25 protein-coding genes are annotated in these 25,592 nt (G+C 72.9%); 15 read left to right on the top strand and 10 right to left on the bottom strand.

The genetic code is table 11. The features are described from left to right. Nucleotides 1-310: 310 nt before the first annotated feature. From AVL59_RS11840 to AVL59_RS11820, 5 genes are all read right to left on the bottom strand, one after another. Entirely contained in the window at nt 311-1,603 is a 1,293-nt protein-coding gene (locus tag AVL59_RS11840; RefSeq protein ID WP_237281484.1) for a PP2C family protein-serine/threonine phosphatase, read from the bottom strand. A 79-nt stretch (nt 1,604-1,682) separates the two neighbouring features. Further along, on the bottom strand, nt 1,683-2,090 hold the full coding sequence (gene msrB / locus AVL59_RS11835) for a peptide-methionine (R)-S-oxide reductase MsrB (RefSeq protein WP_067302549.1): 408 nt from the start codon (nt 2,088-2,090) through the stop codon (nt 1,683-1,685). Between the two features lie 14 nt (nt 2,091-2,104). Next, complete coding sequence (gene murC, locus AVL59_RS11830; RefSeq protein WP_067302547.1) at nt 2,105-3,496, bottom strand: UDP-N-acetylmuramate--L-alanine ligase; 1,392 nt, start codon at nt 3,494-3,496, stop codon at nt 2,105-2,107. 167 nt (nt 3,497-3,663) lie between these two features. Continuing rightward, the gene (locus AVL59_RS11825; RefSeq protein WP_079146654.1) at nt 3,664-4,137 is read right to left on the bottom strand and encodes an indole-3-glycerol phosphate synthase; all 474 of its coding nucleotides are present in this window, start codon (nt 4,135-4,137) and stop codon (nt 3,664-3,666) included. 127 nt (nt 4,138-4,264) lie between these two features. Beyond that, nucleotides 4,265-5,137, bottom strand: a complete 873-nt coding sequence (locus tag AVL59_RS11820; RefSeq protein WP_079146653.1) for a pyrimidine reductase family protein — start codon at nt 5,135-5,137, stop codon at nt 4,265-4,267. A gap of 37 nt (nt 5,138-5,174) precedes the next feature. Between AVL59_RS11820 and zapE the strand changes: the two genes are divergently transcribed. The 6 genes from zapE (at nt 5,175) to AVL59_RS11790 (ending at nt 11,835) form a co-directional block, all read left to right on the top strand. Next, nucleotides 5,175-6,278, top strand: coding sequence for a cell division protein ZapE (gene zapE, locus AVL59_RS11815; protein ID WP_067302544.1), 1,104 nt, complete (start codon nt 5,175-5,177; stop codon nt 6,276-6,278). 668 nt (nt 6,279-6,946) lie between these two features. After that, complete coding sequence (locus AVL59_RS11810; protein ID WP_067302541.1) at nt 6,947-7,525, top strand: carbonic anhydrase; 579 nt, start codon at nt 6,947-6,949, stop codon at nt 7,523-7,525. 8 nt (nt 7,526-7,533) lie between these two features. Beyond that, nucleotides 7,534-9,051 carry a SulP family inorganic anion transporter gene (locus AVL59_RS11805; RefSeq protein WP_067302538.1) on the top strand — a complete coding sequence of 506 codons (1,518 nt, stop codon included), beginning with the start codon at nt 7,534-7,536 and terminating at the stop codon, nt 9,049-9,051. A gap of 438 nt (nt 9,052-9,489) precedes the next feature. Further along, a complete protein-coding gene (locus AVL59_RS11800; protein ID WP_067302534.1) occupies nt 9,490-10,290 on the top strand; it encodes a slipin family protein in 801 nt (266 codons plus the stop codon). Nucleotides 10,291-10,300: 10 nt separating this feature from the next. Continuing rightward, nucleotides 10,301-10,867, top strand: coding sequence for a YbhB/YbcL family Raf kinase inhibitor-like protein (locus AVL59_RS11795; protein ID WP_237281483.1), 567 nt, complete (start codon nt 10,301-10,303; stop codon nt 10,865-10,867). 89 nt (nt 10,868-10,956) lie between these two features. Then, nucleotides 10,957-11,835 carry a polysaccharide deacetylase family protein gene (locus AVL59_RS11790; protein WP_067302531.1) on the top strand — a complete coding sequence of 293 codons (879 nt, stop codon included), beginning with the start codon at nt 10,957-10,959 and terminating at the stop codon, nt 11,833-11,835. Nucleotides 11,836-11,913: 78 nt separating this feature from the next. On the opposite strand, the gene AVL59_RS11785 is transcribed toward AVL59_RS11790, so the two are convergent. Then, nucleotides 11,914-12,396, bottom strand: a complete 483-nt coding sequence (locus AVL59_RS11785; RefSeq protein ID WP_067302528.1) for a MarR family winged helix-turn-helix transcriptional regulator — start codon at nt 12,394-12,396, stop codon at nt 11,914-11,916. Between the two features lie 112 nt (nt 12,397-12,508). Between AVL59_RS11785 and AVL59_RS11780 the strand changes: the two genes are divergently transcribed. Next, nucleotides 12,509-13,255 (top strand): dienelactone hydrolase family protein, encoded by a 747-nt coding sequence (locus AVL59_RS11780; RefSeq protein WP_067302525.1) that lies wholly within the window; start codon nt 12,509-12,511, stop codon nt 13,253-13,255. A gap of 38 nt (nt 13,256-13,293) precedes the next feature. Here the strand turns inward: AVL59_RS11780 and AVL59_RS11775 are convergent, their stop codons facing one another. Together AVL59_RS11775 and AVL59_RS11770 are read right to left on the bottom strand one after the other, a co-directional pair. Next, complete coding sequence (locus AVL59_RS11775; protein WP_067302522.1) at nt 13,294-13,965, bottom strand: ABC transporter; 672 nt, start codon at nt 13,963-13,965, stop codon at nt 13,294-13,296. Beyond that, a complete protein-coding gene (locus tag AVL59_RS11770) occupies nt 13,962-14,843 on the bottom strand; it encodes an ABC transporter ATP-binding protein (RefSeq protein WP_067317173.1) in 882 nt (293 codons plus the stop codon). The genes AVL59_RS11775 and AVL59_RS11770 overlap by 4 nt, the downstream gene beginning before the upstream one ends. Before the next feature lie 105 nt (nt 14,844-14,948). On the opposite strand from AVL59_RS11770, the gene AVL59_RS11765 reads away from it, so the two are divergent. The 7 genes from AVL59_RS11765 to AVL59_RS11735 all read left to right on the top strand — a co-directional run bounded on the left by AVL59_RS11765 (nt 14,949) and on the right by AVL59_RS11735 (nt 22,162). Next, complete coding sequence (locus AVL59_RS11765) at nt 14,949-15,665, top strand: peptidyl-tRNA hydrolase (RefSeq protein WP_067302520.1); 717 nt, start codon at nt 14,949-14,951, stop codon at nt 15,663-15,665. Nucleotides 15,666-15,674: 9 nt separating this feature from the next. Beyond that, nucleotides 15,675-16,313 (top strand): TetR family transcriptional regulator C-terminal domain-containing protein, encoded by a 639-nt coding sequence (locus AVL59_RS11760; protein ID WP_067302517.1) that lies wholly within the window; start codon nt 15,675-15,677, stop codon nt 16,311-16,313. A gap of 77 nt (nt 16,314-16,390) precedes the next feature. After that, nucleotides 16,391-16,999, top strand: a complete 609-nt coding sequence (locus tag AVL59_RS11755; RefSeq protein WP_067302515.1) for a TIGR03086 family metal-binding protein — start codon at nt 16,391-16,393, stop codon at nt 16,997-16,999. Nucleotides 17,000-17,114: 115 nt separating this feature from the next. Beyond that, nucleotides 17,115-18,416: an MbnB/TglH/ChrH family RiPP precursor modification enzyme gene (locus AVL59_RS11750; RefSeq protein ID WP_067302512.1), complete on the top strand. Its 1,302-nt coding sequence runs from the start codon at nt 17,115-17,117 to the stop codon at nt 18,414-18,416. A 305-nt stretch (nt 18,417-18,721) separates the two neighbouring features. Beyond that, nucleotides 18,722-19,489, top strand: a complete 768-nt coding sequence (locus AVL59_RS11745; protein WP_067302510.1) for a DUF4142 domain-containing protein — start codon at nt 18,722-18,724, stop codon at nt 19,487-19,489. 98 nt (nt 19,490-19,587) lie between these two features. Then, complete coding sequence (locus AVL59_RS11740; protein ID WP_067302507.1) at nt 19,588-20,379, top strand: TIGR04222 domain-containing membrane protein; 792 nt, start codon at nt 19,588-19,590, stop codon at nt 20,377-20,379. 148 nt (nt 20,380-20,527) lie between these two features. Then, nucleotides 20,528-22,162 (top strand): alpha/beta hydrolase, encoded by a 1,635-nt coding sequence (locus AVL59_RS11735; RefSeq protein ID WP_067302504.1) that lies wholly within the window; start codon nt 20,528-20,530, stop codon nt 22,160-22,162. A gap of 103 nt (nt 22,163-22,265) precedes the next feature. Here the strand turns inward: AVL59_RS11735 and hemQ are convergent, their stop codons facing one another. Next, a complete protein-coding gene (gene hemQ, locus AVL59_RS11730) occupies nt 22,266-22,997 on the bottom strand; it encodes a hydrogen peroxide-dependent heme synthase (RefSeq protein ID WP_067302501.1) in 732 nt (243 codons plus the stop codon). 5 nt (nt 22,998-23,002) lie between these two features. Next, the gene (gene hemG, locus AVL59_RS11725) at nt 23,003-24,457 is read right to left on the bottom strand and encodes a protoporphyrinogen oxidase (protein WP_067302498.1); all 1,455 of its coding nucleotides are present in this window, start codon (nt 24,455-24,457) and stop codon (nt 23,003-23,005) included. Between the two features lie 158 nt (nt 24,458-24,615). Here hemG and AVL59_RS11720 point away from each other — a divergent pair, with 158 nt between their 5' ends. After that, nucleotides 24,616-25,572: a DUF4349 domain-containing protein gene (locus AVL59_RS11720; RefSeq protein ID WP_067302496.1), complete on the top strand. Its 957-nt coding sequence runs from the start codon at nt 24,616-24,618 to the stop codon at nt 25,570-25,572. The last annotated feature ends 20 nt before the right edge of the window (nt 25,573-25,592 follow it).

Genomic DNA, 25,592 nt, shown 5'->3' with positions numbered 1-25,592 from the left:
CCGTTGCCGTTGCCGGGAGAGTCTAGACGGCGAGTGTTTCAGCACTTTGGCGGGACAGTGCAGGCAGCCCGGTGTGAACGGACCGTGTCTGACGTGCGAGTTGTCCGGGTCTCGTCCGGTGCGCGCGGACGTCGGTACGCCACCGGCCCCCCCTGTCCGCAGCACCCGCCCCCCCCGCCCGGACCGCCCCGGACCGGGTGCGGCACGGCATCCGTGCGGGTCGCCGGTGGCAGTCTGCGGCTGGACCGGGAGGACGGGCTCACGGTGTTCACGATGACCCTGCCGGGCCGAGGGGCCCCGGGACGGCCGCTCAGCCGGTCGCCTCGGCGCCGTCGAGCATCTCGGCGGCCGTCGGCCGTGGGCGCGGCCGTGCCGCGAGCACCGCCACGTCGTCCTCCGCGTGGCGCGCGTCCAACGTGCTCAGGATGGTGTCCAGGACGTCGTCCACGCCGTGCTCGGCGGAGAAGCGCAGGGCGGACAGGCGGGCCAGGGAGCTGTCGATGTCCTCGCCGCGGCGCTCCACGAGCCCGTCGGTGAAGAGCACCAGGGTCTGGTTGGGGGCCAGCTTGTGGGTGGCCGACTCGTAGCCGCCGAAGCCGGTGCCGAGCGGCGGCCCGACGGGGACGGGCAGCGGTGCGCCCAGGCCGTCCCCGCTGATGAGCACGGGCGGCAGATGACCGGCGCTGGCGAGCGTGACCTGCCCGCGGCCGGGGTCGATGCGCGCGAGCAGACAGGTGGCCGGCCTGCGGTCGGCCTCTCCGGAGGCGATGTCGTCCATCTGCCGCAGCACCCGGTGCGGCGGCAGGTCGGAGGAGGCGATGTAGCGCAGCGAGGAGCGGTAGGCGCTCATGTCGACGGCGGCCTCCAGACCGTGGCCCATCACATCGCCGACGACCAGCAGGGTGCGGCCGAAATGGAGCCGTACGGTCTCGCACCAGTCGCCGCCGACCAGCACCCTGCTGCTGCCGGCCGGGAGGTAGCGGATCGCGACGTCCAGGTTCGGGTGCGGCCGGCCGGGCTCGGCCAGCAGTGCGCGTTGCAGGTCACCGGCCGTGCGGCTGACCTGGTCGTAGGCGCGGGCGTGCCGGATGTGGGAGGCGGCGCGTTCGGCGATGAGAGCGAGCTGCTCGGCCTCGGAACGGGTGAAGCGCGCTCCGTGCCGCGCCGAGACCAGTACGCCGTAGTGATCGCTGCCGCTGGTCAGAGGCACGCAGATGGCGGGCAGGCCGCGCATGCCGGGCGGCTGCTCGGTCCAGGGCTCCGGCTGTCTGTCGGCCGCCGGGGTGCCCGCCTCCCGGGCCACCGCCGTGGTCCACCGGATGTCGGGCAGCACGTCCGCTTCCCCTGCGATCGCCTGGTACCCGGAGACGGTCTTCCCGATCCGCCGCATGATCGCGGCCCCGCCGCCGGTCAGCCGCACGGCGGCCCGGGTCAGCTCGGCGCAGGTCGTCTCCTCGTCGAGCGTGGTGCCGATCCCGCCGGCGGCGGCCCGCAGCGCCTCCATGCGCACCCCGTCGCTCTCCGTCTCACCGACCCCGTCCTCCCGACGGTGGCCGTCGGACATGGGCCTGCGCCGGGCCTGGATCCAGCGCGCGACACCCATCACACTCACAGAATCTCAAACCGGAGCGGGCCGGGCACCAGTCCCTGGCATCCCGGCCGCCCCTGGAGCCCCCGAAGCCTCAGTTCTCGTCCGGGGTGAGCCGCAGCGAGATGCTGTTGATGCAGTACCGCTGGTCGGTGGGGGTCGGGTAGCCCTCGCCCTCGAAGACATGGCCGAGGTGGGAACCGCACCGGGCACAGCGCACCTCGGTACGGACCATGCCGTGGGTGCGGTCCTCGATCAGCTCCACCGCGTCGGTGTCCCTCGGGTCGTAGAAGGACGGCCAGCCGCAGTGCGACTCGAACTTGGTCGTGGAGGTGAACAGCTCGGCACCACAGGCCCGGCACGAGTAGACGCCCTGGGTCTTGGTGTCCGTGTACTCACCGGTGAACGCCGGCTCGGTGGCGGCCTGCCGCAACACGGCGTACTCGGCCGGGGTCAGCTCCGCGCGCCACTGCTCGTCCGGCTTCTCGACGTCGTACGACATGAGCTTCAGCCCCTCTACTGCTGCGACAAACGGTCCAGGATCTGCGGGCCCAGGTCGGTCACGTCGCCCGCGCCCATGGTGAGAACGAGATCACCGGGCTTCGCCATTCCCGCGATCACCGCCGGAATCTCCGCCTTGTCGTGCACGGCGGTGACGTCGGCGCCCGCCGCACGCGCGGCGTCGATGATCAGCTCGCTGGTCACCCCGGGGATCGGGTCCTCGCGGGCCGGGTAGATGTCCAGCACCACGGAGGCGTCGGCGAGGGCCAGCGACTGGCCCATCTCCTTGCCCAGCTCCTGGGTGCGGGAGAAGAGGTGCGGCTGGAAGACGACGAGGATGCGCGCGTCACCGGCGGCGGCCCGCATGGCCTCCAGGTCGGCGGTCATCTCGGTGGGGTGGTGGGCGTAGGAGTCGATCACCTGCGCCCCGGCGGCCTCGCCCTTGAGCTGGAGGCGCCGCTTGACGCCGGTGTAGGCGGCCAGCGCGGGCGCCAGCTCGTCGGCCGGGATGCCGAGCGCGGCACCGGCGGCGAGCGCCGCGACGGCGTTGTGCGCGTAGTGACGGCCGGGCACGGAGACGGCGAAGGTCAGCTCCTGCCCGTCGAGCACGACGGTGACCTTGCTCTTCAGTCCCTGGGGCACGACGGCGAGCACCCGGACGTCGGCGTCCTCGGCCGCCCCGTACGTCACGGTCTTCACCGACCCGGCCAGCCGCCGCGTCAGCTCCCGGGCACCCTCGTGATCGGCCGAGATCACCAGCGTGCCGCCGGGCACGATCTTGCCGGCGAAGGTCTCGAAGGACTCGTAGATCTCGTCCATCGAGGCGTAGTTGGCGTGGTGGTCCAGTTCGACGTTGAGGACGATGGCGACCTCGGGCGCGTACTTGTGGAAGCTGCGGTCCGATTCGTCCGCCTCGGCGACGAAGATGTCGCCCTCGCCGTGCAGCGCGTTCGAGCCGGGCGCGTCCAGGTCGCCGCCGATGGCGTACGACGGGTTCAGCCCCAGCTCGGAGAGCGAGACGGCCAGCATCGAGGTGGTGGTGGTCTTGCCGTGGGTACCGGCCACGGCGATCGGCCGCAGGCCCTCCATCAGCGCGGCGAGCGCGTCGGATCGGTGCACCACCGGGATCCCCAGCTCGGCGGCGCGGGCCAGCTCCGGGTTGTCCTCTCGGATCGCCGACGACACGACGACACAGCTCGCGTCGTCGGCGAGGTGCGCGGCGGCATGCCCGATGTGCACGGTCGCGCCGAGCGCCCGCAGCGCCTCGGCGGTCGCCGATTCCTTGGCGTCGCTCCCGGCCACCTCGGCCCCACGCTGCGCGAGAATCTTGGCGATCCCCGACATCCCGGCGCCGCCGATGCCGATGAAGTGCGGTCGGTCCATGGCGGTGGGAAGGCCGGCTGCCATGCGTGTCTCCATAAGATCCGGTACGAGCTGAGCGGCCCTAGCCTATGCGCTCGGACACGGGCCACTTCGCAAGGGGAGAGGGCCCGCCGACCCGCGGGGACGCGGGGAACTGCGCGACCAGCCACAACGCACCCGCACCCGAAGACGCGCCGCACCCCGAACGGCGCCTAGGCCTTGCTGTGCGAGAACAGCTTGAGCACGGGCACACCCACCTTGTGCCGAGCCCTCGACGCCCAGTCCCGGTGAAAGAACTCCTCCACATAGTGAGGATCGGTCAGCACGATGACCTCATCGGCACCGATCTCGGCGACCAGGGACTTCAGCGCGTCCAGCGGATGATCCTCGACCAACCGCCCCTCCGCCTCGCTGCCCGCGGCCCGCAGCCCCGTCAAAGACACGTCGAGCGCCTGCTGCCCCACACTCCTGGCCTGCTCACCCTCGGGCGTCGCGCCCTCGCGTACCGCCTCGTCCAATTCGCCGAGGGCGATGTCGTCGATGGCCCGCAGCAGACGGTCCGCCTGGTCGCCGCGAGGCTGGAGCAGGACGTGGAAGGTGACCTGCTCGTCCCCGTGCAAGGTGGTGACGAACTCCACGTCGGCGGACGTCAGGGCCTTCTCGATCATCAGAACGCTTGTGAACACCAGGCGCCTCTCTCCTCCGTGGGCCCGGCAGGGCCCTGCGGAAACCATCCTGCCCCGCGATCGCACGGGTAGTGCCGGACTAAGTGTGCCCGCCGCAAGCCAAGCGGAATGGGATATTCCGCTTGTTTCAGGACCGACGGTAGCGACTGAACAGAAATCCGTCCTCTTCCAGCAGGGAGACGAGTTCGAAACGGCGCGGCACGGCGACGGACGGCCCGCCGGCGATGCGCTGCGCGTCCCCCGCGGTGAGCATCGGCGAGAGGGTCAGGCACAGCTCGTCCAGCACCCCCGCGGCCACCAGCCGGCCGAGCAGCCGGGGCCCGCCCTCGGTGAGCTGCCGGGTGTGGCCGAGGCCGGCGAGGGCGCGTACCGCGCGGGCGGGGTCGATCCCCGTGCCGTCACCGGCGACGACCACCCGGGCGCCGGCCTTCTCGGCGGCGGCGACCCGGTCCGGGGGCGCGGCCGCGCCGGTCAGGATCACCGTGGGCACCAGGGGCGAGGTGAACAGCGGGAGGGAGAAGTCCAGCTCCAGGCCGGCGGTGACGACCGCGATCGCCGGGGCCGGGGCCTGCCCGGCGGCCTCGCGGGCCGCCGCGAACTCCGCACGCGCGCGTGCGGGGCGGTACCCCTCCTGCCGTACCGTTTCCGCGCCCACGACGATCACGTCCGCGAGCGCGCGCAGGGTGCCGAAGACACGCATGTCGGCCGCGCTGGAGATGGGCTGGGAGCGCCCCTCGTGCTGGGCGGCGCCGTCCAGGGTCGAGACCATGTTGGCGCGCAGCCACGGCCCGCGGGCGCCGGTGCCCGGCTCCGGGTAGGCGTAGGCGGCGGCCAGCTCGGCCAGGCTCCACTCACGGTTCATGAGCAGATGGGCCCTGGCGGGCTCACCGAGCGCATGAGCCGCCCGAGCACCGGCGGCCCCATGCGTCTCCTCCCCCTCCGAGCCCCCGCCGAAGGCCTGGGCTGCTGTTTCGTAGGTCACAGGGAACAGGCGTCGCATGACGTGCAGTGTGACACGGCGCTTAGCATGGACAACCGTGTCGTCCTCCTCCGCCGCTCCCGGTTCCGGCTCCCTGCCCGACGCGGGCCCCCAGTCCCTGTGCGCCCGCGAGCCGCACGTACCCGCCGACCGTCTGGTCGCCGAGATGGTGCCGCCGCCGCGCTTCGACTCGGTCCGCTTCGCCACGTACATCCCGGACCCGAACCAGCCGAGCCAGACCGAGGCCGTGCGGGTGCTGGAGGGCTTCGCGGCCGGGCTCGGCGGCGCGCACGCCTCCGGCGCCGGCCGGCGCGGCCTCTTCGGCTTCGGCAGGGCCAAGGCGCCCAAGACCCCGGCCGGCCCCCGCGGTGTCTACCTGGACGGCGGCTACGGCGTCGGCAAGACCCATCTGCTCGCCTCCCTGTGGCACGCCACCCCGGCCGAGCCCGCGCTCAAGGCGTTCGGCACCTTCGTGGAGCTGACCAACCTGGTCGGCGCCCTCGGCTTCCAGCAGACCGTACGGACGCTCAGCGGCCACCGTCTGCTGTGCATCGACGAGTTCGAGCTCGACGACCCCGGTGACACCGTGCTCGTCTCCACCCTGCTCGGCAAGCTGGTCGAGGCGGGCGTGGCACTCGCGGCCACCTCCAACACGCTGCCCGGCAAGCTCGGCGAGGGCCGGTTCGCGGCGGCCGACTTCCTGCGCGAGATCCAGGGCCTGTCCGCCCACTTCCGCGCTCTGCGCATCGACGGCGAGGACTACCGCCACCGCGGGCTGCCCGAGGCCCCGGCGCCGTTCACCGACGAAGAGGTGACGAAGGCGGCGTACGCCGCCGAGGGTGCCTCGCTGGACGACTTCCCGCATCTGCTGGACCACCTGGCCCGGGTGCACCCGAGCCGGTACGGCGCCCTGACCGACGGGGTGACGGCGGTGTGCCTCACCGATGTGCGGCCGGTTCCGGACCAGTCGACGGCACTGCGGCTGGTGGTGCTGGCGGACCGCCTGTACGACCGTGAGGTCCCGGTGCTCGCCTCCGGGCTGCCGTTCGACCGGCTGTTCAGCGAGGAGATGCTGAACGGCGGCTACCGCAAGAAGTACTTCCGCGCGATATCCCGGCTCACCGCGCTGGCCCGGGACGCCAAGGGCCTCGTTACCTCATAGCCGACGCCCCTTATTCGATCAGCACCCAACCAGTCAAGAGCCGGATCGCGCCACGCGACCGGCTCTTTTCACGCTCTCTTTGGCGTGTAACGCCCAGTTAACCCTGCAAACGACTTTGCAGGGTTACTGTTCTTCTTGACCATCCATTGACCAATGCTTGGCGCGGGCAAGAGGCGCGAACTTCCGGAAGGGGGGCGCATGTTCCGAGGTACAACGGCCCGGACCGTGATCACCCTCTTTACCGTTGCCCTGCTCGGCCTGCAGTTCTTCACATCCAGCGGAACCTTCGCATCCGCGCACACGCTCAGTCATGCGAAGGCCAAGGCCGTATCCGGAACCGTTCCCTCACCGAAACCCGTGCGCAACGGGACGGACACTCTCCGCGACAGCGGTTGCTCACCGCAGCCCCTGGGCACCCAGCACATCCGCGACCGGCAGCGCGGCTGCCCCTTCGGGTGGGCGCCGGAGCGCCCACCCATATCCCGGCAGGCGGCCGCAGTGCAGACACCGGCCGCATCCGGCGCCCCGCACCACCGCACCACGAGATCCTCCAGAGCCCACTCCGCGGCAGCGCTTCAGGTCTTCCGCTGCTGAGAGCCGGCTCGCCCTCACGAACGTCGTGCAAGCCCGACGCGCCAGTGCGGCGCGCCAGGAGGAATCCACGCATCATGCAGCCCCTCATCGACAACGCCCGTACCTTCGGACAGCGCCCTGAGGAGTTCGCCAAACTCGCCGAAGGCCAGTCCCCGCAGGTGCTGTTCATCACCTGTTCCGATTCCCGGGTCGTCCCGGCCCTGATCACGGGCGCCCGCCCCGGCGAGCTCTTCGAGCTGCGCACCGCGGGCAACATCGTCCCGCCGTACACCTCGCAGCACCCCACCAGCGAGGCCGCCACCATCGAGTACGCCGTCGAGGTGCTCGGCGTCCGCGACATCGTCGTGTGCGGCCACTCGCACTGCGGCGCCGTCGGCGCGCTGGTGCGCGGCGACGACCTGACCGCCGTACCCGCCGTGCGCGACTGGCTGGCGCACGCCACCCCGCGCCCGGCCGGCGCGGCCGAGGACCCGGAGGTCGCCGAGGGCGTGCAGAGCCATGTCCTGACCCAGCTGCTGCGCCTGCGCTCGTACCCGTGCATCGCCCGGAAGCTGGCGCAGGGCCGGCTGGGCCTGCACGCCTGGTACTACGAGGTGCACACCGGCGCCGTACGCGCCCACCGCCCGCAGACCGACACCTTCGAAGCCCTGTGAGCGCGCCGATGAACAACACCCTCATATCCCGTTTCCCTCATCTCAAGCAGGACTTCGCCGCCTCCCTCGTGGTCTTCCTGGTCGCGCTTCCGCTGTGCGTGGGCGTGGCCGTGGCCTCCGGGGTGCCGGCCGAGCTCGGCCTGGTCACCGGCATCGTGGGCGGCCTCGTCACCGGGCTGATGCGCGGCAGCAGTCTGCAGGTGTCCGGGCCGGCCGCAGGGCTGACCGTGCTCGTCTTCGAGGCGGTCGAGGAGTTCGGGCTGCCGGTGCTCGGCGCCATCGTGCTCGTCACCGGCCTGCTCCAGGTCCTCATGGGCGTGCTGAGGCTGGGCCGGTACTTCCGGGCCATCTCGGTCTCGGTCGTCGAGGGGATGCTGGCCGGTATCGGTCTGGTCCTGATCGCCGGTCAGCTCTACCCGGCCCTGGCCGCCAAGGCTCCCGACTCGGGCCTCGGCAAGATGGCCGGGCTGCCGGGCGCGTTCCTGGACGCGCCCGGCGACGGCGAGGCGCTCGCCTCGCTGGCCCTGTGTGCGGGCACCGTCGCGATCCTGGCGCTGTGGAAGCACGTGCCGGCGAAGCTGCGTACGGTGCCCGGTCCGCTCGCCGCGGTCGGCCTCGCCACGCTGGCCGCGTCGGCGCTGAGCCTGCCGGTGGCGACCGTCGAGGTGAAGGGGCTGCTGGGCGCCGTCCAGCCGCCGCCGCTGAGCGCCTTCACCGACCTCGCGAGCGTCGGGGTGCTCGGTACGATCGTCGCGTTCACGCTGATCGCCTCCGCCGAGTCGCTGTTCAGCGCGGCGGCGGTGGACCGGCTGCACGACGGGCCGCGTACCCGGTACGACAAGGAACTGGTGGCCCAGGGCGCGGGCAACACGATCTGCGGGCTGCTCGGCGCGCTGCCGATGACCGCGGTGATCGTGCGCAGCGCGGCCAATGTGCAGGCGGGTGCCCGCACGAAGGCCTCCCGCGTATTGCACGGCGTCTGGCTGCTGCTGTTCGCCGCCCTGCTGCCCGGCGTGCTCGCCTACATCCCGATCCCGGCCCTCGCGGGCATCCTGGTCTACTCCGGCGCCAAGCTCGTGCCGGTCAGGGCGCTGGCCGCGCTGTGGGGCGAGCACCGCGGCGAGGCGTTGATCCTGGGCGTCACCGCCGTGTCGATCGTGGCGGTCAGCATGTTCGAGGGCGTGCTCATCGGACTCGCCCTGGCCATCGTCAAGACGGCCTGGGAGGCCTCGCACGTGCGGCTCGAGGTCGTCGACAAGGGCGCGGGCCCCATCGAGGCGTATCTGTCGGGCAACGCGACCTTCCTGCGGCTGCCGAAGATCCTCGACAGCCTGGAGTCACTCCCCCAGGACCGCCCGGTGCGCCTGAACCTGTCCGGCCTGCATCACCTGGACCACGCCTGCCGTAAGGCCCTGGAGAACTGGGCGGAACGGCACAGCGCGGCGGGTACGGAGCCGGTGCAGGTCACAGAGCGGGAGGAGCCGCCGAGAGCCGGCGCCGTGTCCCGGCCCACCGAGCGGGTGTGAGGCCCACGTCCCGGCTCACCCAGCCGGCACGAGGCCTACTTCTCGGCGCACCGAGTCGACGTGACGCGTATGCCCCGCCTTGCCGTGGAGGCGTGACGCCCACTTCTCGGCTCACCGAGCCGACGTGACGCCCATTCCTCGGCTCACCGAGGAGGCATGACGCTCACCCTTCGGCCCACCGAGGAGGCGTGACACCCACCCCTCGGCCCACCGAGCCGACGTGACACCTCGGCCCACCGAGTCGGGTGGTGGGTGGCACAGGACGGGGGTCCAGGGGCGGAGCCCCCTGGTGCGGCCAAGCACTGCCCCGGGCCGGGGCGCCGACGCCCCTCGGCACCCCGGTCCGGCCTCTGCCGCCCGGCCCATGGCTTCCGCCTCGGGCCGGGCATATCGTTACATCAGCGGACAGAACGTAGGCCTCTCGGTGAGGAGGTCACCATGCTCCAGGAACTGCTGAGCGCCGCCGCGGCGCTCGGGTCCGTCGGCGTCGTGTATCTCGCGATGGCGGCACGCGTGGTCAAGCAGTACGAGCGCGGCGTGCTGTTCCGGCTGGGCCGGGTCACGGGCGAGGTACGCGATCCGGGCCTGAATCTGGTGATCCCGTTCGTGGACCGGCTGCACAAGGTGAACATGCAGATCGTGACCATGCCGGTCCCGGCACAGGAGGGCATCACCCGCGACAACGTCACCGTGCGGGTGGACGCGGTCGTCTACTTCCGGGTCGTCGACGCGACCAGCGCGCTGGTGAAGGTCGAGGACTACAAGTTCGCGGTCTCACAGATGGCACAGACCTCGCTGCGGTCGATCATCGGCAAGAGCGACCTGGACGACCTGCTCTCCAACCGGGAGAAGCTCAACCAGGGCCTGGAGCTGATGATCGACAGCCCGGCCGTCGGCTGGGGCATCCAGGTCGACCGGGTGGAGATCAAGGACGTGTCGCTGCCGGACACCATGAAGCGGTCCATGGCCCGCCAGGCCGAGGCCGACCGGGAGCGCCGGGCCCGGATCATCAACGCCGACGCCGAGCTACAGGCCTCCAAGAAGCTCGCCGAGGCCGCCGCGCAGATGTCCGACCAACCGGCCGCGCTCCAACTGCGGCTGCTGCAGACGGTGATGGCGGTGGCGGCCGAGAAGAACTCCACGCTGGTCCTGCCCATTCCGGTGGAGTTGCTGCACTTCCTGGAGAAGGGCCAGCAGAACACCGCGCCGAACGGTGACGGAGGGCAGCGTTCCGGCTAGCGTGCCGGGCATGCGCAAGGGTTGGGTGATCGCCGTGGCCGCGATGGCCGTCGTATCGGGGTGCGGGGGCGACGGCGGCTCGACGTCCGCCTCCTCCCCTTCTCCCCCCACTTCCGCCACCACCGCCCACCGGCTCACGGTCACGAGCCCCGCGTACCCCGACTCCGGCACGATCCCTCGGCGCTACACCTGCGAGGGCGAGAACGTCTCGCCCCCGCTCGCCGTCAACGGCGTACCCACGCGAACCACGTCCCTGGCTCTCCTGCTCCAGGATCCCGACGCCCCGCGCGGGACCTTCACCCACTGGATGGCGTGGGACATCGACCCGCACACCACCCACCTCACCGCCGGCGAACACCCGACGGGGGCGGCGGAGGGCCGCAACGGCTTCGGCGGGACGGGCTACGGCGGCCCCTGCCCGCCCCGCGGCGACCACCCGCACCGCTACGTCCTCACCGTCTACGCCGGCGACGGCCGCCCGGACCTCGCTCCCACCGCCACCCCGGACGACCTCCTGCGCGCCCTGTCCGGTCACACTCTCGCGACGGGCACCCTGACGGGCCGGTACGGCCGCTAGCAGCCCGCCGCCACCTGCACGGGTGACGGTACTGCCACGCATGGGTGCATAGGACCGCAGGTCCGGTCAATTAGTAATACTTTCATATTGTGATTTCAGTAGCACGCAGTGTCACCGCCGCCTGCGCCCTGGGCGCGGCCCTCGCCGCCTGCGGTACCGCAGGCACCCCCGACGGCGCGCGCCCGGCCCATGCCAGGCCCGCCGCCTCCCCGTCCGCCACGCGTACCCCCGTGCTCACCCCGGGCCCGGGCCACTTGACCCCGGTGTTCGAGCACGGTCCGCGCACCCTGGGCAAGACCGTCGCGCTGACCTTCGACGCCGACATGACCGCCGGTCAGGGGCCTCGTGCCGCCACCGGCGAGCACTTCGACAACCCGGGCCTCATCGGCACGCTGCGCACGCTGAAGGTCCCGGCGACCATCTTCATGACCGGCCGATGGGCCGAGGAGTACCCGGCCCAGGCGCGATCCCTCGGCCATGACCCGCAGTTCGAGGTCGCCAACCACTCCTACAGCCACTACGCGTTCACCGACGACTGCTACGGCCTGCCGACCATCGGCGCGGACCGGATGAAGTCGGATGTCGAGCGGGCGTACGCGGCCATCCGCAAGGCGGGCGTGCCCAACCCGCTGCCGTACTTCCGCTTCCCCGGCGGCTGTTACGACCACCAGGCGCTGCGCGCCCTCAGCGGGATCGGGGTCACCGCGGTGCAGTGGGACGTGGTGAGCGGTGACGCGTTCGCCACGGACGCCGACGCGGTCGCCCGGCAGGTCCTGGACGGTGTGAAGCCCGGCTCGGTGGTGATCATGCACTGCACGCGCAGCGCCGCTCCGACGACCGAGCGCGTAGTGCGCACGATCGTGCCGGAACTGCGCAAGCAGGGCTACCGGTTCGTGAAGGTCTCCGACCTGATCGGCGAGACGAACGGCCAGGGCGGCAACCGTCCCGGATCCCTGACCCCTGGCTGAAAGTCACCCGTTGCCGTCGATGGTACGAGCCCGCCCGCGGCGGCTCTCCCCGGAGATGCCGCACTTGCGGGCCGGGCGTCATGACGTCCGGGCGTGGTGGTCCAGCAGGCGCGTGAGCAACCGGACGAACTGGTCGCGTTCGGCCGGACTCAGCGGTGCGAGCAGTTCCTCGTGGAGGTCGTCCAGGACCTTGTCGAGGCGGCGCAGGTGACGGCGGCCCCGAGCGGAGATCGTGATGACGTTGCGGCGCCGGTCGTCGGGATCCGGCGCCCGCTCGACGAGGTCGCGCTCGGCCAGTTCGTTGAGCACGCCGACCATGTCGCTGCGGTAGATGCCGGTGCGCCCGCTCAGCGCCGCTTGGCTGCCCGGCCCGAAGTCCTGCAGTGAGGCGAGCACGGCGTAGTGCCACTTGCGGGCGTCGGCCCGGGCCAGCCCCTCGTTGATCAGCCGGTCCGACCGCGCGGTCAGCTGCGACAGCAGTCGGCTCGCCCGTCGGCGCAGCCTGTCGGGCGTTCTGCGCGCGCCGTCGTCCGGCGGGTCCGCGGCCTCGGCTCTGGTCATGGCACCGATTCTATCCATTGCGTTAGTCCGACTAACGATATACGTTCACTCGCGCCAACAGCGTTAGTGCAACTAACGTTAGTTGAGCGAACTATAGGAAGGAAGCTCCGCCATTCCCACCGAGAAACTGCAGATTCCCACCCCTGACGGTCAGGCCGACGCCTTCGCCGCCTTCCCCGACGACGGCGAGCGGCACCCGGGCGTGCTGATGTACGCGGACGGCTTCGGTATCCGGCCCGTGCTGCGGGAGATGGCCCGCGAACTGGCCGGGCACGGCTACTACGTGCTCGTCCCCAACCTCTTCTACCGGCACGGCCCGGCACCGGTGGTCGAGCTTCCCGAGTACATCGGCGAAGAGGTGCGGCCCGCGATCACCGCCCAGCTGATGCCCTTGATCGAGGCGCACACCAGCGAACGTGTCCTGAGCGATGCCGACGCCTACCTCAGGTTCCTCACCACCCGGCCCGAGGTCGGCGCCGGACCGGTCGCGGTGACCGGCTACTGCATAGGCGGCCTCCTGGCGATGCGCACGGCCGCGGCCCACCCCGGCCAGGTGGCCGCCGTCGCCGGATTCCACGGCCCCGTGGGCGCCGACGGGCCCGACGGCCTGCAGCGCCTCCTCTCCACGCTCACCGCCCAGGTCCACCTCGGCCACGCCGAAACCGACATGACGCCCGAGGCTCTCGGCGAGCTCAACCAGGCCCTGGACGCCGCGGGTGTCGACCACACCTCCGAGATCTACCCCGGCACCGTCCACGGCTTCACCATGTCCGACACCGACGCTTTCAGTGCCTTCGGGCTGAAGCGCCACTGGGACCGCCTGCTCCCCCTCCTCGACCGCACCTTGGCCAACGGCTGAGGCCCCGGCCGTGGGCCGCCGTACGCCAGGGGGTCCCGTCAGGGTGACCGGCGGGCGGTGAGCGCGCAGGCCGCCGCGAAGGCCCCGGCGGTGACGAGGACCGCCCCGGCCAGCGGCAGCAGCGGCACCGGTATCCGGCCGGACTGCGAACCGGTCACCAGGCCGCTGACCGCGGCTTGGGCCGGAGAGCCCGCGAGCACCACCGACAGCAGCGCGGCCAGCAGCATCGCCGGCACCGCGCGGCCGGTGGAGCGCAGCAGCGGCCGGTTGGTCAGCGCGCCGACGGCACTGCCCAGCAGGGCGCAGACGAGGGCGGCCAGGAGTCCGGCCGCGCCCGCCCCGAGCGGCGGGACGTGGATCCGGTGGCCGTTGCTCGCCGGGGCGCTGACCAGCGTCACGACCAGGGTCGCGACCACCCCGAGCACCGCCGAGCCGATCAGCGCCGTCAGCAGACAGGCCAGGTGGGCGCGGGCGGGGCCGCGCGCCGCGGCGACACAGGCACGGGCGGCGTCCGGCTCACCCGTGACACAGATCCGCACCAGCCAGGCGGCCACCGGCAGCAGCCCGCCGGCGGCGTAGCCGAGCGAGTCGAGCACCGGCTGGCCGCTCTGCACGCCGATCGCGAGGAAGGCGGCGTAGAGGATCACCGGCGGCAGCCAGCGCTGGGAGCGCAGGAGCAGGTCGGCCTGGTAGCGCAGAAGAGCGGTCATGAGCGGCTTCCGGGGTCGTGAGGTCTGGTGCCGTCCGGTCCGACGCTCACCACGTGCCACGGCGGGGAGGCCGTCAGCAGGGCGCGCAGGAGGACGTCCGAGTGAGAGCCGGGGACGGTGAGATGGTGGGTGCCGGGGGCGGACTCCGCCGCGGCGGCGATCCGCACCGCCTCGGGCGGCAACTGCCTCCCCGGCGGGCCCTGCACCACGACGAAGGCGACCGGCCCGGTGCCGGGCTCCGGTGAACTCCCGCTGTCCGTACGGCGTTCAAGGCCTGTCTCGACGACGGTGTACGTCGCGTCGGGTGCCCCCGCCAGGCGGCGCGGGTCGTGGTCCACGAAGACGACGGCGCCCCCGGCAGCGGTCCGTTCGGCCACCGCCCGCTCCAGCTCGGCCCGCGCGGGCGCGTCCAGCCCGGTCCATGCCTCGTCCAGCACCAGCAGTTCCGGTTCGGCGAGAAGGGCTTGTGCCACGGCGACCTTCTGGCTGGTGCCCTTGGACAGGCGGGACATGGGGGTGTCCGCGTAGGCGGCGGCACCGAAGCGCTCCAGTACGTCACCCGCGGCCTGGTGCGCGGCGGTGCGGGACAGGCCGTGCACGGCGCCCAGGTGAGTCAGGTAGCCCAGGGCGGTGAAGGGAAGGCTCGCGGGAAACCTCTCCGGGACGTAGGCCGTGTGCGGGCGGCCGGTGATGCGGCCCTCGGTCGGGGTGTCCAGGCGGGCGACCAGACGCAGCAGGGTGGACTTTCCGGTGCCGTTCGCTCCTTCGACGCGGATGAGGGTCCCGGGCGCCACCACCAAGTCGATGCCACGCAGCACCCAGGGGCCGCGGATGCCGTAGCGGCGGCCGACGCCGACCAGCCGTAGGTCGTGTTGCATGGGGTGATTCTGTCCGGTCCCGCCGTAGGTGTTGATCACGGGTCCGGTGTGCGAGACGTCGGTGGCCGGTCGCTCGGTTCCCCGCGCCCCTTAGGGTTGGCGGATGTGAGCCATGTTCCAGCGTCCCCCGGTGACAGTCCCTTCCACTCCGAGCGCAGCCTTCGCGACGAGGCGCCCCAATACGTGCTGCCCCTCGTCGTCCGGATCGAGCGGAGCGCTCCTCCGGCCCGTACCGATGCGCTGGAGACGGCCGCGCGCGCCGTGCTCGTCCTGCTCGGTGACGAGCGGGCCACCGGGGACGGGGAATGGGCCGGGGCCGTGCGGGACTGGGAGGACGCGCGGATCCGGAAGGTGGTGCGGCGGGCCCGGGGCGCCGAGTGGCGGCGGGCCGAGGCGCTGCCCGGGATCACGGTGACCGGCAAGTCCGCGGAGGTACGGGTGTTCCCGCCGGTTCCGCTGGACGGCTGGCCCAAGGACCTGGCCAAGCTGCAGGTGTCGGGCACGGAGCTGGACGATCCGGAGACGCCCGTCGAGGCCGATCGCGGGCAGCCGGTGCTGTGGCTGAACCCGGAGCTGGAGATGTCGGCCGGCAAGACGATGGCCCAGGCGGGGCACGGCGCCCAGCTCGCCTGGTGGGCGCTGTCCGACGAAGCGCGCACCGCCTGGCGTGAGGCGGGCTTCCCGCTGGCGGTACGGACCGCCGACCCCGCCGAGTGGCGCCGGCTGACCGGCAGCGGGCTGCCGGTCGTGCGGGACGCGGGGTTCACGGAGATCGCACCGGGCTCCTGCACGGTGGTCGCCGATCATCCCGCGCTGCGGTAGGGGTCCGCGGTGACACGGCTCGACGGACGGGTCGAACGGGGCAACCGCACCCGGCAGTTGGTGCTGCGCCGGACCGTGGACATCGCCTCGGTCGAGGGGCTGGAGGCGCTGACCGTGGGCCGGCTCGCCACCGAGCTGGAGCTGAGCAAGAGCGGGGTGTTCGCGCTCTTCGGCTCCAAGCGGGAGCTGCAGCTGGCCACCGTGCGGGAAGCGGCCCGGATCTTCACCGAGCGGGTGATCCGCCCGGCGGGCGAGGTGCCGGCCGGCGCGGGACGCGTGTGGCGGCTTTGCGAGCTGTGGCTGGAGTACTCGCGGGGCCGGGTGTTTCCGGGCGGCTGCTTCTTCTACGGCGTCATGGCCGAGTTCGACGCGCGCACCGGTCCGGTGCACGACGCCGTGGTGCGCGCCCAGCGTGACTGGTCGGCCCATGTGGAGCGCACGCTCGACGAGGCCCGCGGCGCTGGTGAGCTGCGGGCCGGCACGGATGTCGCGCAACTCGCCTTCGAGCTGATCGCGTTGCTGGAGACGGCGAACGCCCTGTCCGTGCTGCACGACGAGGAGACCGCCTATCGCAGGGCGCGGGCGGGCATCGCCCGGCGGCTGCGGGACGCGGCCGTGGACGGGGTGGCCCTTCCCCAAGTCCCGTGAGCGGGACGGATGTTGCAGCCGGTTGCGCGCGCCGAAAAAAATCTGCACGATCGTTCGCACAGTTTTATGCTCGCCGTATGACCGACACCGATATCGACATCGTGGAACTCGACCGCATCGCCGTGTACGAGGCCGTGCGGGTGGCGGGACTGGCGCGGGAGGAGGACTGGGAGCGGGACACCCCGTGCGCGGGATGGACCCTGCGGCGGCTCGCGTCCCACATGGCCGCGCAGCACCTCGGCTTCGCGGCGGCGGCGCGGGGGGCGGGGCACGAGGCGGTGTACTGGAAGGAGCCGGAGGACCCGCGCGAGCCGGCCCGGGTGCACCGGGCGGCCGCCACCGCCGTACTCTCCGCCTTCGCCGAACCCGGCGCGACCGAGCGGGAGTTCATGCTGCCGGAGCTCGGCGGAGGTTTCCCGGGCGCGCGGGCGGTCGGCTTCCACTTCCTCGACTACGTGGTGCACTCCTGGGACGTCGCCGCGGCCCTCGGGGTGCGCCTGGAGCTGCCGGAGCACGTCCTCGACGCCGCGCTCGCCGTGGCCCGGCGCGTGCCGGCCGACCCCGCCCGGCGCGGGCCGGGATCCGCCTTCGCCCCGGTGCTGCGGATGCCGCCGGGGTCCGGGCCCCTGGAGGAGACGCTGTGCCTGCTGGGCCGGGACCCGCGGGAGTGGCCCGTACGGCGGTGACGCCCGCACGGCGCGATCCGGAACCTCAAATGTTCCTCTGAAGGCACCCCGGCGGGGATTCGGCGGACCCCGCCGGGGCCATACCCCCGTCATTCGAGGGAGGGGACGGAGGACCATGCGGCGACTGGGCACGGGGATCGGCTGGCGGCCGGAGATCGCGGACGCCGTGGAGCGCATGCCGGGCATCGACTGGGTGGAGGTCGTGGCGGAGAACGTCTGCCCCGGCCACCTCCCGGACTCGCTGCTGCGGCTGCTCGAACGCGGGGTGACCGTGATCCCGCACGGCGTCTCCCTCGGCCTCGGCGGCGCGGACCGCCCCGACGAGGGCCGGCTCGCGGCGCTCGCCGAGCGGGCGGAGGCGCTCGGGGCGCCGCTGGTCACCGAGCACATCGCGTTCGTACGGGCGGGCGGCGCGCTCACCGCCTCCCCGCGCCTGGAGGCGGGCCATCTGCTGCCCGTGCCGCGCACCCGGGACGCCCTCGACGTGCTGTGCGAGAACGTGCGGATCGCGCAGGACGCGCTGCCGGTGCCGCTGGCCCTGGAGAACATCGCCGCGCTGTTCTCCTGGCCGGGCGAGGAGCTGACCGAGGGGCAGTTCCTGGCCGAGCTGGTCGAGCGGACCGGGGTACGGCTGCTCATCGATGTGGCCAACCTGCACACCAATCACGTCAACCGTGCCGAGGACCCCGCCGAGGCGCTGGCCGCGCTGCCCCTGGAGGCGCTCGCCTACGTGCATGTCGCGGGCGGCTTCGAGCGCGACGGCGTCTGGCACGACAGCCACGCGCACCCCGTGCCGCGCCCGGTGCTCGACATCCTGACCGACCTCGCCTCGCGCGTCGCGCCGCCCGGGGTGCTGCTGGAGCGGGACGAGGACTTCCCCGAACCGGCCGAGCTGGAGCGGGAGCTGGACGCGATCCGGGAGGCCGTGGCGGCGGGCCGGGCGACCCGCACGAGCCGTCCCGGGGCGGCGGGCACCGCCGGCACGGGAGGGGGCGTCACCGTCCTGGCCCCGCCCGAGGCCCGGCAGCGGCTCGGTGTCGCCCAGGCCGCGGTGCTGTCCTCGCTGGTGGCCGGGACGCCGGTGCCGGAAGGGTTCGACCGGGCGCGGATGGGGGTGCAGGCGCGGGCGCTCGCGGCGAAGCGGGCGGGTGTGGTGGCGCACGTGGCACCCGAGCTGCCGGTGCTGCTCGGGGAGGGGTACCGGGCGGCGTTCCTGGAGTACGCGCGGGCGCGGCCGATGAGCGGGGGGTACCGGCAGGACGCGCTGGACTTCGTGGAGCAGCTGCTGAAGACCGGGCGGCCGGAGAACGCGAAGGTACGACGCCGGCTGCGGGACTGGTGGCTGGACCGCGCGGGCCCGTCCCCGCGCCCCCATGGCCTGACGGCCCGAGCGAAGGTGCTGCTGCGGCGGGACTGAGCCGGGGCACGCTCAGCGGCGCCGGCGGGGGGGTGCCGCACCGAACCGTACCGCCTGCGGCCCAGGCAGGTGCACAGCACCCCGGCAGCACGACGGCCCGCAGTCGCCTGATGCCGACGGAGCCGCAACCGCCCAGGGGCGCGGGGCCGTATCGATGTGCGGCTCCGCCGCGTGGGCGCGCCCCCACGCACCCGCGCCCGAAGGACCGCTCGCGGCTCGACGGCGCCGCGCCAGGCCGCCCCGACCCCGCAGTAATATGCCAAGCCCGCACCCGCAGCACCCTGGAGTGCGGAGCAGGAGGCACCATGCGACCGCGACCCGCCATCAAGGGCCGAGGCATATTCAGCGGCACCGGGCTCATCATCGTGGGCCTGGCGGCGACAGCCGCAGCGCTGCTCTTTCCGATCTGGTCCTACGCCGACCGAACGAACGCGACCGGCGCGAACGTACTCAGCGCACAGACCGTGACGACCCCGTACGGCCCGCTGTCCGCGCAGGACCGGGACTTCATCACCAAGGTCCGTCTCGCGGGTCTGTGGGAGCTCCCCGCAGGTCAGCTGGCGGAACGCAAGGGCACCACAACGGCCGTACGCGAGGCCGGGCAGCACCTGGTCGACGGGCACACCTCCCTCGACGCGCATGTGCGCACCACGGCCTCCCAGCTCGGTGTGCCCCTGCCCAACGTGCCCAACCAGCAGCAGAGGCAGTGGCTCGCCACCTTGACCTCGGCCCAGGGCCAGGAGTTCGACCGGCAGTTCGCGGGCATCCTCAGGCTCGCCCACGGCCGGGTGTTCTCCCTCGTCGCCCAGGTCCGCGCCGGCACCCAGAACTCGCTCGTCCGCGACCTCGCCGACGATGCCAACGCGACCGTACTGGACCACATCAAGATCCTGGAGGCGACGGGGTACGTCGACTTCTCCGCGCTGGCCCGCGACCTGGCGGCGTCCCCCTCCCCCGTGCCCACACCCCCCGCCGTCGACCCCTCCTCCGCGGTTCCGGTCGCGCCCTCACCGTCCGCGGCCTCCTCCCTGCCGCCCGCCGCCTCCAGCCCCCCACCGGCGAACAGCCCCTGACCCGCGGCACGTTCGGAACGTCACATACCGGCCACACTCTGTCCGGATAGTGAACGGGGCATGGCGATCGCGGGGCCCGGTGGCATAGAAATCACTTCATGTTCTGGGTCCTTCTCCTCCTCCTGGCCTGGGCGTTCGCCGGCATCGCCTGTACCCGGCTGTGCCTGGCCGCCGTACGCGCGGCGGCCGGTGACGCGGAGGCCGCGACGGCGCACCACGAGCACGATCTGACGCTGTACGAGACGGCGTTCCTGTCCGGCGGACCGGCGCGGGTCGCCGATGTGACCATGGTGTCCATGGCCCGCGGGCGGCGGCTGCTGCTCGCGCACACCGGGTGGGCCACGGTGGTGGACCCGCGGGGCCGTGACGAGATGGAGCAGTCCGTCATAGGGGCGATCGGCCCCGAGGGGCAGTCCCGGATCGCTCCCGTGCGGGCCACCGCGGCCGGAGCCGAGGCCGTAAGGCGGCTCGCCGACCGGCTGGTGCGCGCGGGCCTCGCGGTGCCCGACGGCGCACGGACGACCGTGGCCGCCGGGATCCGCCAGGTGCGGGCCGCCGCGCTGGTCACGCTCGGACTGGGTCTGACCGCGCTGCTGATGCCCGCCCAGACCGGCATGCCGCGCCTGCTGGTGAGCCTGTGGTTCGCGCTCCCCCTCACGCTCTCCCTGAGCTGCCTGGCCATAGCCCGGGTCGAGGCGTATCCGTACACGCGCTGGGCCTCTCCCGCCGGACAGCGGCTGCTCGGGGCCCTCGGCACCCGTCGGCAGGCCGGGGACGGCGGCGACGAGGGGGCCTTCCTCACCTCCGTCGCCGTGCGCGGCATCCGCGCCATCGGCGAGCCGGAGCTGCGGGCCGCCTTCACCCACCGCGACCCGCCCTGGCGGGAGTGAAGCCGGCTCCGGGGGCGCATAAGGGGCATTGACGGCGACACCGGCGGGGTGGTGCTTGCCTTCGCCCACGACCGATCGAAACATCCCTTCTGTCGTGACCGGGCCGTGGCAGCCGTGCCATCGCCGCCGTGCACCGAAGGGATACGCGATGAGAGCTGCCGCCCTGTACTCGGCCGCCGGATCCTTGCTCCTGACTTCTCTGGCCGCGGCGCCCGCGGGCGGCGCGCCCGATGTGCCGGGCAGGGCCGAGCTGCGCGGGGCGGCGGTGGCCGCCGCCCGCGCCCGCGCGGTCGGCATCGACTTCGGCACGTGCTCCGCCGTGAAGGACGCGCCCGCCGCCATGCAGTGCGGCACGGTGAACGTCCCGCTGGACTACGCCCACCCCGACGGCAAGCAGATCCAGTTGACGGTCAGCCGGGCGCGGGCCACCCACACGGACCCGCGCAACAGCAAGCGGAAGGTGCCCCGGCAGGGCTCCCTCGTCTACAACCCGGGCGGCCCCGGCGCGTCCGGCATGCTCTTCCCGCTGGTCGGCACGCTGCCCGAGTGGAAGGGGATCGCCGCCGCCTACGACCTGATCGGCTACGCCCCGCGCGGGGTGGAACGCTCGGCGCCGCTGTCGTGCGTGGACCCCAAGCACTTCTTCCCGGCACCCGCCCCGACGCCGACCCACCCCTCGGAGCAGTACAAGCGGCAGCGCATCGCCCAGGCGAAGGCGTACGCGCGCGGCTGCGCCCAGCGCTCCGGGAGCAAGCTGCGGTTCTACAACTCACTCAACAACGCCCGCGACTTGGACGTCCTGCGGGCGGCGCTGGGCGAGGACCGGCTGACCTTCATGGGCGCGTCGTACGGCACCTACTTCGGCGCGCTGTACGCGACGCTGTTCCCCTCCCACGTGCGGCGGATGGTGCTGGACTCGGCGGTCAACCCGGCCCCGGAGAAGGTCTGGTACCGCGACAACCTCGACCAGTCGGCCGCGTTCGAGGACCGCTGGACGGACTTCCGCGAGTGGATGGCCCGGCACGACGACGTGTACCGGCTCGGCGACACGGCGGCGAAGGTGCAGCGCAGTTACGACACCGCGCGCAGCCGGCTGGCCGCGAAGGCGGCGGGCGGGAAGGTGGGGCCGGCGCAGCTGCAGAGCGCGTTCCTGACCGCCGGGTACTACGACGACTTCTGGCCCGGCCGGGCCGCCGCGCTGTCGGCCTATCTGAAGGGCGACGCGAAGCCGCTGATCGAGCTGGCCGCGCCGAGCCCGGAGACGGCCGCCGAGGCGGAGAACAGCGGCGCGGTCTACACGGCCGTCGAGTGCAACGACGCGGCCTGGCCGACGGACTGGAAGGTGTGGGACCGCGACAACACGCGGCTGGCACGCGTGGCGCCGTTCGAGACCTGGGACAACGCGTGGATGAACCTGCCGTGCGCCTACTGGCCGGCGCCCCGGCAGCGGCCGCTGGACGTGCGCACCGGCCCGGGTGAGCTGCCGCAGGTGCTGATCCTGGCGGCCGAGCGGGACGCGGCGACGCCGTACGCGGGCGCGCTGGAGATGAACCGGCGGCTGTCCGGCTCGGTGCTGGTGACCGAGCGGGACGCGGGCACGCACGGGATCGGGGGCGGCCGCAACGAGTGCGTGAACGGACACCTCGACGCCTACCTGCTGGAGGGCCGCCTCCCGGGGCGGCGCGCGTTCTGCGCACCGCACCCGGAGCCGAAGCCCGAAACCCCCAAACACCGAGCCCCCAAGCAGCCCCTACGGGACTCCCTCAAGGGCAAGTCCGCCTAGGCGAGCCCGGCCACCAGCTCGGCCACCGACTTGCGGCGGCCGGTGCTGCATCTCCCGGGGGACAACCCCCGGACCCCCGGCCGGGCAGAGGAGCCGCCACCGGTCAGGCGAGCCCGGCCACCAGCTCGGCCACCGACTTGCGGCGGCCGGTGAAGAAGGGAACTTCTTCGCGGACGTGCATGCGAGCCTCCGAGCCGCGCAGGTGACGCATGAGGTCGACGATGCGGTACAACTCGTCGGCCTCGAAGGCGAGGACCCACTCGTAGTCGCCGAGCGAGAACGAGGCGACCGTGTTGGCGCGCACGTCCGGGTAGCCGCGGGCCATCTTGCCGTGGTCGGCGAGCATCCGGCGGCGGTCCTCGTCGGGCAGCAGGTACCAGTCGTAGCTGCGCACGAAGGGGTAGACGCTCACGTAGTTGCGGGGCGTCTCGTCGGCGAGGAACGCCGGGATGTGCGAGCGGTTGAACTCGGCGGGGCGGTGCAGCGCCATGTTCGACCAGACCGGCTCCAGGGCGCGGCCCAGCTTCGTGCGGCGGAAGAGGTTGTACGCCTCCTGGAGCTGGTCGCTGGTCTCGGCGTGCCACCAGATCATGACGTCGGCGTCGGCACGCAGGCCGGAGAGGTCGTAGGTGCCGCGGATCGTCACGTCCTTGGCGGCGAGCTGGTCGAACAACTCCTGGACCTCGTCGGCGTAACCCGCGCGGTCCTCGGGCAGCACGTCCTTCAGCTTGAAGACCGACCACAGGGTGTAGCGGATGACCTCGTTGAGGTCCTTGGCCAGCTTGCCCTTGTTCGGGATCCTGCCGGACTCGGTGGTGGGGGCGTCGTCACTCATGGTCCCTATTCTCCCGCTCCGCCGTGCAGGCTCTGCACCGGGTTGGCCGTCAGCTCTTCGGCCCCGCTCAGGTCGCCGCCCAGCTGGTCCACCGCCGCGTACGCGCTCGCGATGCAGGCGGGGATGCCGACGCCGTCGTACTGCGCGCCGCACACCGCGAGGCCCGGCAGCTTGGCGACGTGTTCGCGGATGCGCGCCACGCGCGCGTGGTGGCCGACGGGGTACTGGGGCAGGCCGTCCGTCCAGCGGGTGACCCGGGTCCGGAGGGGAACGGCGTCCAGGCCGGTGGCCTCGCGCAGGTCGTGCCGGGAGACGTCGACCAGCTCCGTGTCCTCGCGCCGCAGGATCTCCGTCTCGCGGTGGCGCCCCACGGAGGTGCGCAGCACGACCACGTCGGGATCCTCCTCGGCGATCCAGCCCCATTTCTGGGAGGCGAAGGTCGAGGCCTTGATGGTGTGCCCGTCGACCGGCGGCACGAGGAAGCCGCTGCCCTCCGGAAGGGCGAGGTCGGCGCGCCGGTAGGCGAGGGTGATCAGCGCCATGGAGGCGTACTCGACGGCGCTCAGCTCGGTGGCGGCCGCCGGGGACTCGGCCCGCAGCAGAGCGGCGGCGGCCGGGGCGGGTACGGCGACGACCACCGCGTCGGCGTGCAGCGCGCGCTCCCCCGTGGCGACCCGCCAGCCGCCCGACGCCTCCCGGCGCAGCCCGGTGACCGGTGTCCCGGTCAGGATCTCGCCGCCGCGGGCCCGCACCGACTCGGCGACCGCGAGCGGCAGCCGGCCCACTCCGCCCTCGATGCCCATGAAGACGGGCCCGGTCTGCTGGTGGCCGGCGGCCTTGGCCTGGATGTCCCGGACGGCCGCGGTGAGGGAGTCGTGGGCGCGGGCCGCCTGGAAGAGCTGCGGGACGGCCGAGCGCATCGAGATGCGGTACGCGTCGCCCGCGTACACCCCGCCCAGCAGGGGCTCGACGAGGCGGTCGACGACCTCGCGGCCGAGCCGGGCCGCCACGTACTCCCCGACGGCCACGTCGTCGCCGATCTCCGTGCGGGGCAGGCCCGCGTCGCGCTCGATCCGGGCCAGGCCCTCGTCGGACAGGACTCCGGCCAGGGCCGCGGCGGTGCCGGGGACGCCCATCACATGGCCCTTGGGCATCGGACGCAGGGCGCCGCGGGTCCAGATCGAGGCGGTCGCGGTGGCCGGCTGCCGGAGCCGCTCGGCGAGGCCGACCTCGCGGGCGAGGGCCACCGCCTCGGGGCGACGGGCGAGCATCGACTCGGCACCCAGGTCGACCCGGACGCCCGCGATCTCGCCGGGCAGCAGCTTGCCGCCGACCCGGTCGGACGCCTCCAGGACGGTCACGCGGGTCCCGCGCCCGAGCAGCCGGTGGGCGGCGGCCAGCCCTGCGACACCGGCTCCGATGACGACGACATGCCCCGTGCTCGTACCCGTTGCGCTCATGCCCCCCACTCTCTCAGACCCCACCGGCACTCCCGCCCCCGCCCGGTGTCCCGGACGAGTCCGGACCGTGACCGCATCGGGACCGGGAACGCCCAACGTCCGTGCGCACCCGGGCGTCGAAGAAGCGTCACGGATCACCGTCCTCGGGGGTACCGCCCATGCGCACACCACGTTCCGCACGACCGGTCCGGCTGCTGACCGGCATCCTGCTCGCCGCCTCCCTCGCGCTCGCGGGATGCAGCGGCGAGAACGACCAGGGCGGCTCCGCCAAGTCCGCCGCCGGCGCCGAAGCGCGGCAGCCGGGCGCCACCGGCGGCACGGCGGGCGGCGCCAAGTCCGCTCGGAGGGCGCCCAAGCTCACGCCGAGCGCGATCATCCGCACCGCCTCCCTCACCGTCGAGGTCAAGAACGCGGCCAAGGCTCTGGAGGAGGCTCGTACGACCGCCGAGAGCGCGGGCGGCTACGTCGGCCAGGAGAGCACGAGCCGGGACTCCGACGGTCATGAGCGGACCCGGGTCGTCCTGCGCGTGCCCACGGCGAAGTACGACGAGGTCCTCGCCGGTCTGCAGGGCACCGGCAAGCTCGTCGAGCGCACCGCGAAGGCGGTCGACGTCACCGACCAGGTCGTGGACGTGGACAGCAGGATCAAGTCGCAGCGGGCGAGCGTGGACCGGATCCGCACGCTGATGGACCGGGCGACCAGGCTGAGCGACGTCGTCACCCTGGAGGGGGAGCTGAGCAGCCGCGAGGCGGACCTGGAGTCGCTGCTGGCGCAGCAGGCGTCCCTGAAGGACCGCACGAGCCTCGCGACCATCAGCCTGTCGCTGTCCGAGAAGCCCGTGCACAAGGCCGCGGGGGACGACACGCCGGGCTTCGTGGACGCGCTGTCGGGCGGCTGGCACGTGTTCGTCACCATGCTGCTCTGGATCGCCCTGGCCCTCGGCGCGATCCTGCCGTTCGCCGCGCTCGCGGCGCTGCTGGCACTGCTGTGGCTGCGGGCCGTGCGCCCGCGCCTGCGGCGCCGCGCGGAGCCCGGGCCCGCGATGACGGCGCCGGGCCCGCTGCCGCAGGCGCGTGCTGTGCCGGACCCCTCCGGCGAGGGAGGCCGGGACTGAAATGCCCCGGCCCCGTAGCG

It is taken from the genome of Streptomyces griseochromogenes, from assembly GCF_001542625.1.
In the GTDB taxonomy this organism is placed as follows: Bacteria; Actinomycetota; Actinomycetes; order Streptomycetales; family Streptomycetaceae; genus Streptomyces; species Streptomyces griseochromogenes.
The sequence above is the reverse complement of the archived record's forward strand: the minus strand, read 5'-3'. Positions and strand labels throughout refer to the sequence as shown.

Bases quoted from the DNA above. Each gene is read 5' to 3' on its own strand.
- AVL59_RS11805 (WP_067302538.1), top strand. From the start codon at position 7,534: ATGAACAACACCCTCATATCCCGTTTCCCTCATCTCAAGCAGGACTTC.
- AVL59_RS11740 (WP_067302507.1), top strand. From the start codon at position 19,588: ATGTTCTGGGTCCTTCTCCTCCTCCTGGCCTGGGCGTTCGCCGGCATC.
- hemG (WP_067302498.1), bottom strand. From the start codon at position 24,457: ATGAGCGCAACGGGTACGAGCACGGGGCATGTCGTCGTCATCGGAGCC.
- AVL59_RS11750 (WP_067302512.1), top strand. From the start codon at position 17,115: ATGCGGCGACTGGGCACGGGGATCGGCTGGCGGCCGGAGATCGCGGAC.
- AVL59_RS11735 (WP_067302504.1), top strand. From the start codon at position 20,528: ATGAGAGCTGCCGCCCTGTACTCGGCCGCCGGATCCTTGCTCCTGACT.
- AVL59_RS11810 (WP_067302541.1), top strand. From the start codon at position 6,947: ATGCAGCCCCTCATCGACAACGCCCGTACCTTCGGACAGCGCCCTGAG.
- AVL59_RS11775 (WP_067302522.1), bottom strand. From the start codon at position 13,965: ATGACCGCTCTTCTGCGCTACCAGGCCGACCTGCTCCTGCGCTCCCAG.
- AVL59_RS11785 (WP_067302528.1), bottom strand. From the start codon at position 12,396: ATGACCAGAGCCGAGGCCGCGGACCCGCCGGACGACGGCGCGCGCAGA.
- AVL59_RS11800 (WP_067302534.1), top strand. From the start codon at position 9,490: ATGCTCCAGGAACTGCTGAGCGCCGCCGCGGCGCTCGGGTCCGTCGGC.
- AVL59_RS11755 (WP_067302515.1), top strand. From the start codon at position 16,391: ATGACCGACACCGATATCGACATCGTGGAACTCGACCGCATCGCCGTG.
- AVL59_RS11820 (WP_079146653.1), bottom strand. From the start codon at position 5,137: ATGCGACGCCTGTTCCCTGTGACCTACGAAACAGCAGCCCAGGCCTTC.
- AVL59_RS11770 (WP_067317173.1), bottom strand. From the start codon at position 14,843: ATGCAACACGACCTACGGCTGGTCGGCGTCGGCCGCCGCTACGGCATC.
- murC (WP_067302547.1), bottom strand. From the start codon at position 3,496: ATGGCAGCCGGCCTTCCCACCGCCATGGACCGACCGCACTTCATCGGC.
- AVL59_RS11720 (WP_067302496.1), top strand. From the start codon at position 24,616: ATGCGCACACCACGTTCCGCACGACCGGTCCGGCTGCTGACCGGCATC.
- AVL59_RS11840 (WP_237281484.1), bottom strand. From the start codon at position 1,603: ATGGGTGTCGCGCGCTGGATCCAGGCCCGGCGCAGGCCCATGTCCGAC.
- msrB (WP_067302549.1), bottom strand. From the start codon at position 2,090: ATGTCGTACGACGTCGAGAAGCCGGACGAGCAGTGGCGCGCGGAGCTG.
- AVL59_RS11745 (WP_067302510.1), top strand. From the start codon at position 18,722: ATGCGACCGCGACCCGCCATCAAGGGCCGAGGCATATTCAGCGGCACC.
- AVL59_RS11795 (WP_237281483.1), top strand. From the start codon at position 10,301: ATGCGCAAGGGTTGGGTGATCGCCGTGGCCGCGATGGCCGTCGTATCG.
- hemQ (WP_067302501.1), bottom strand. From the start codon at position 22,997: ATGAGTGACGACGCCCCCACCACCGAGTCCGGCAGGATCCCGAACAAG.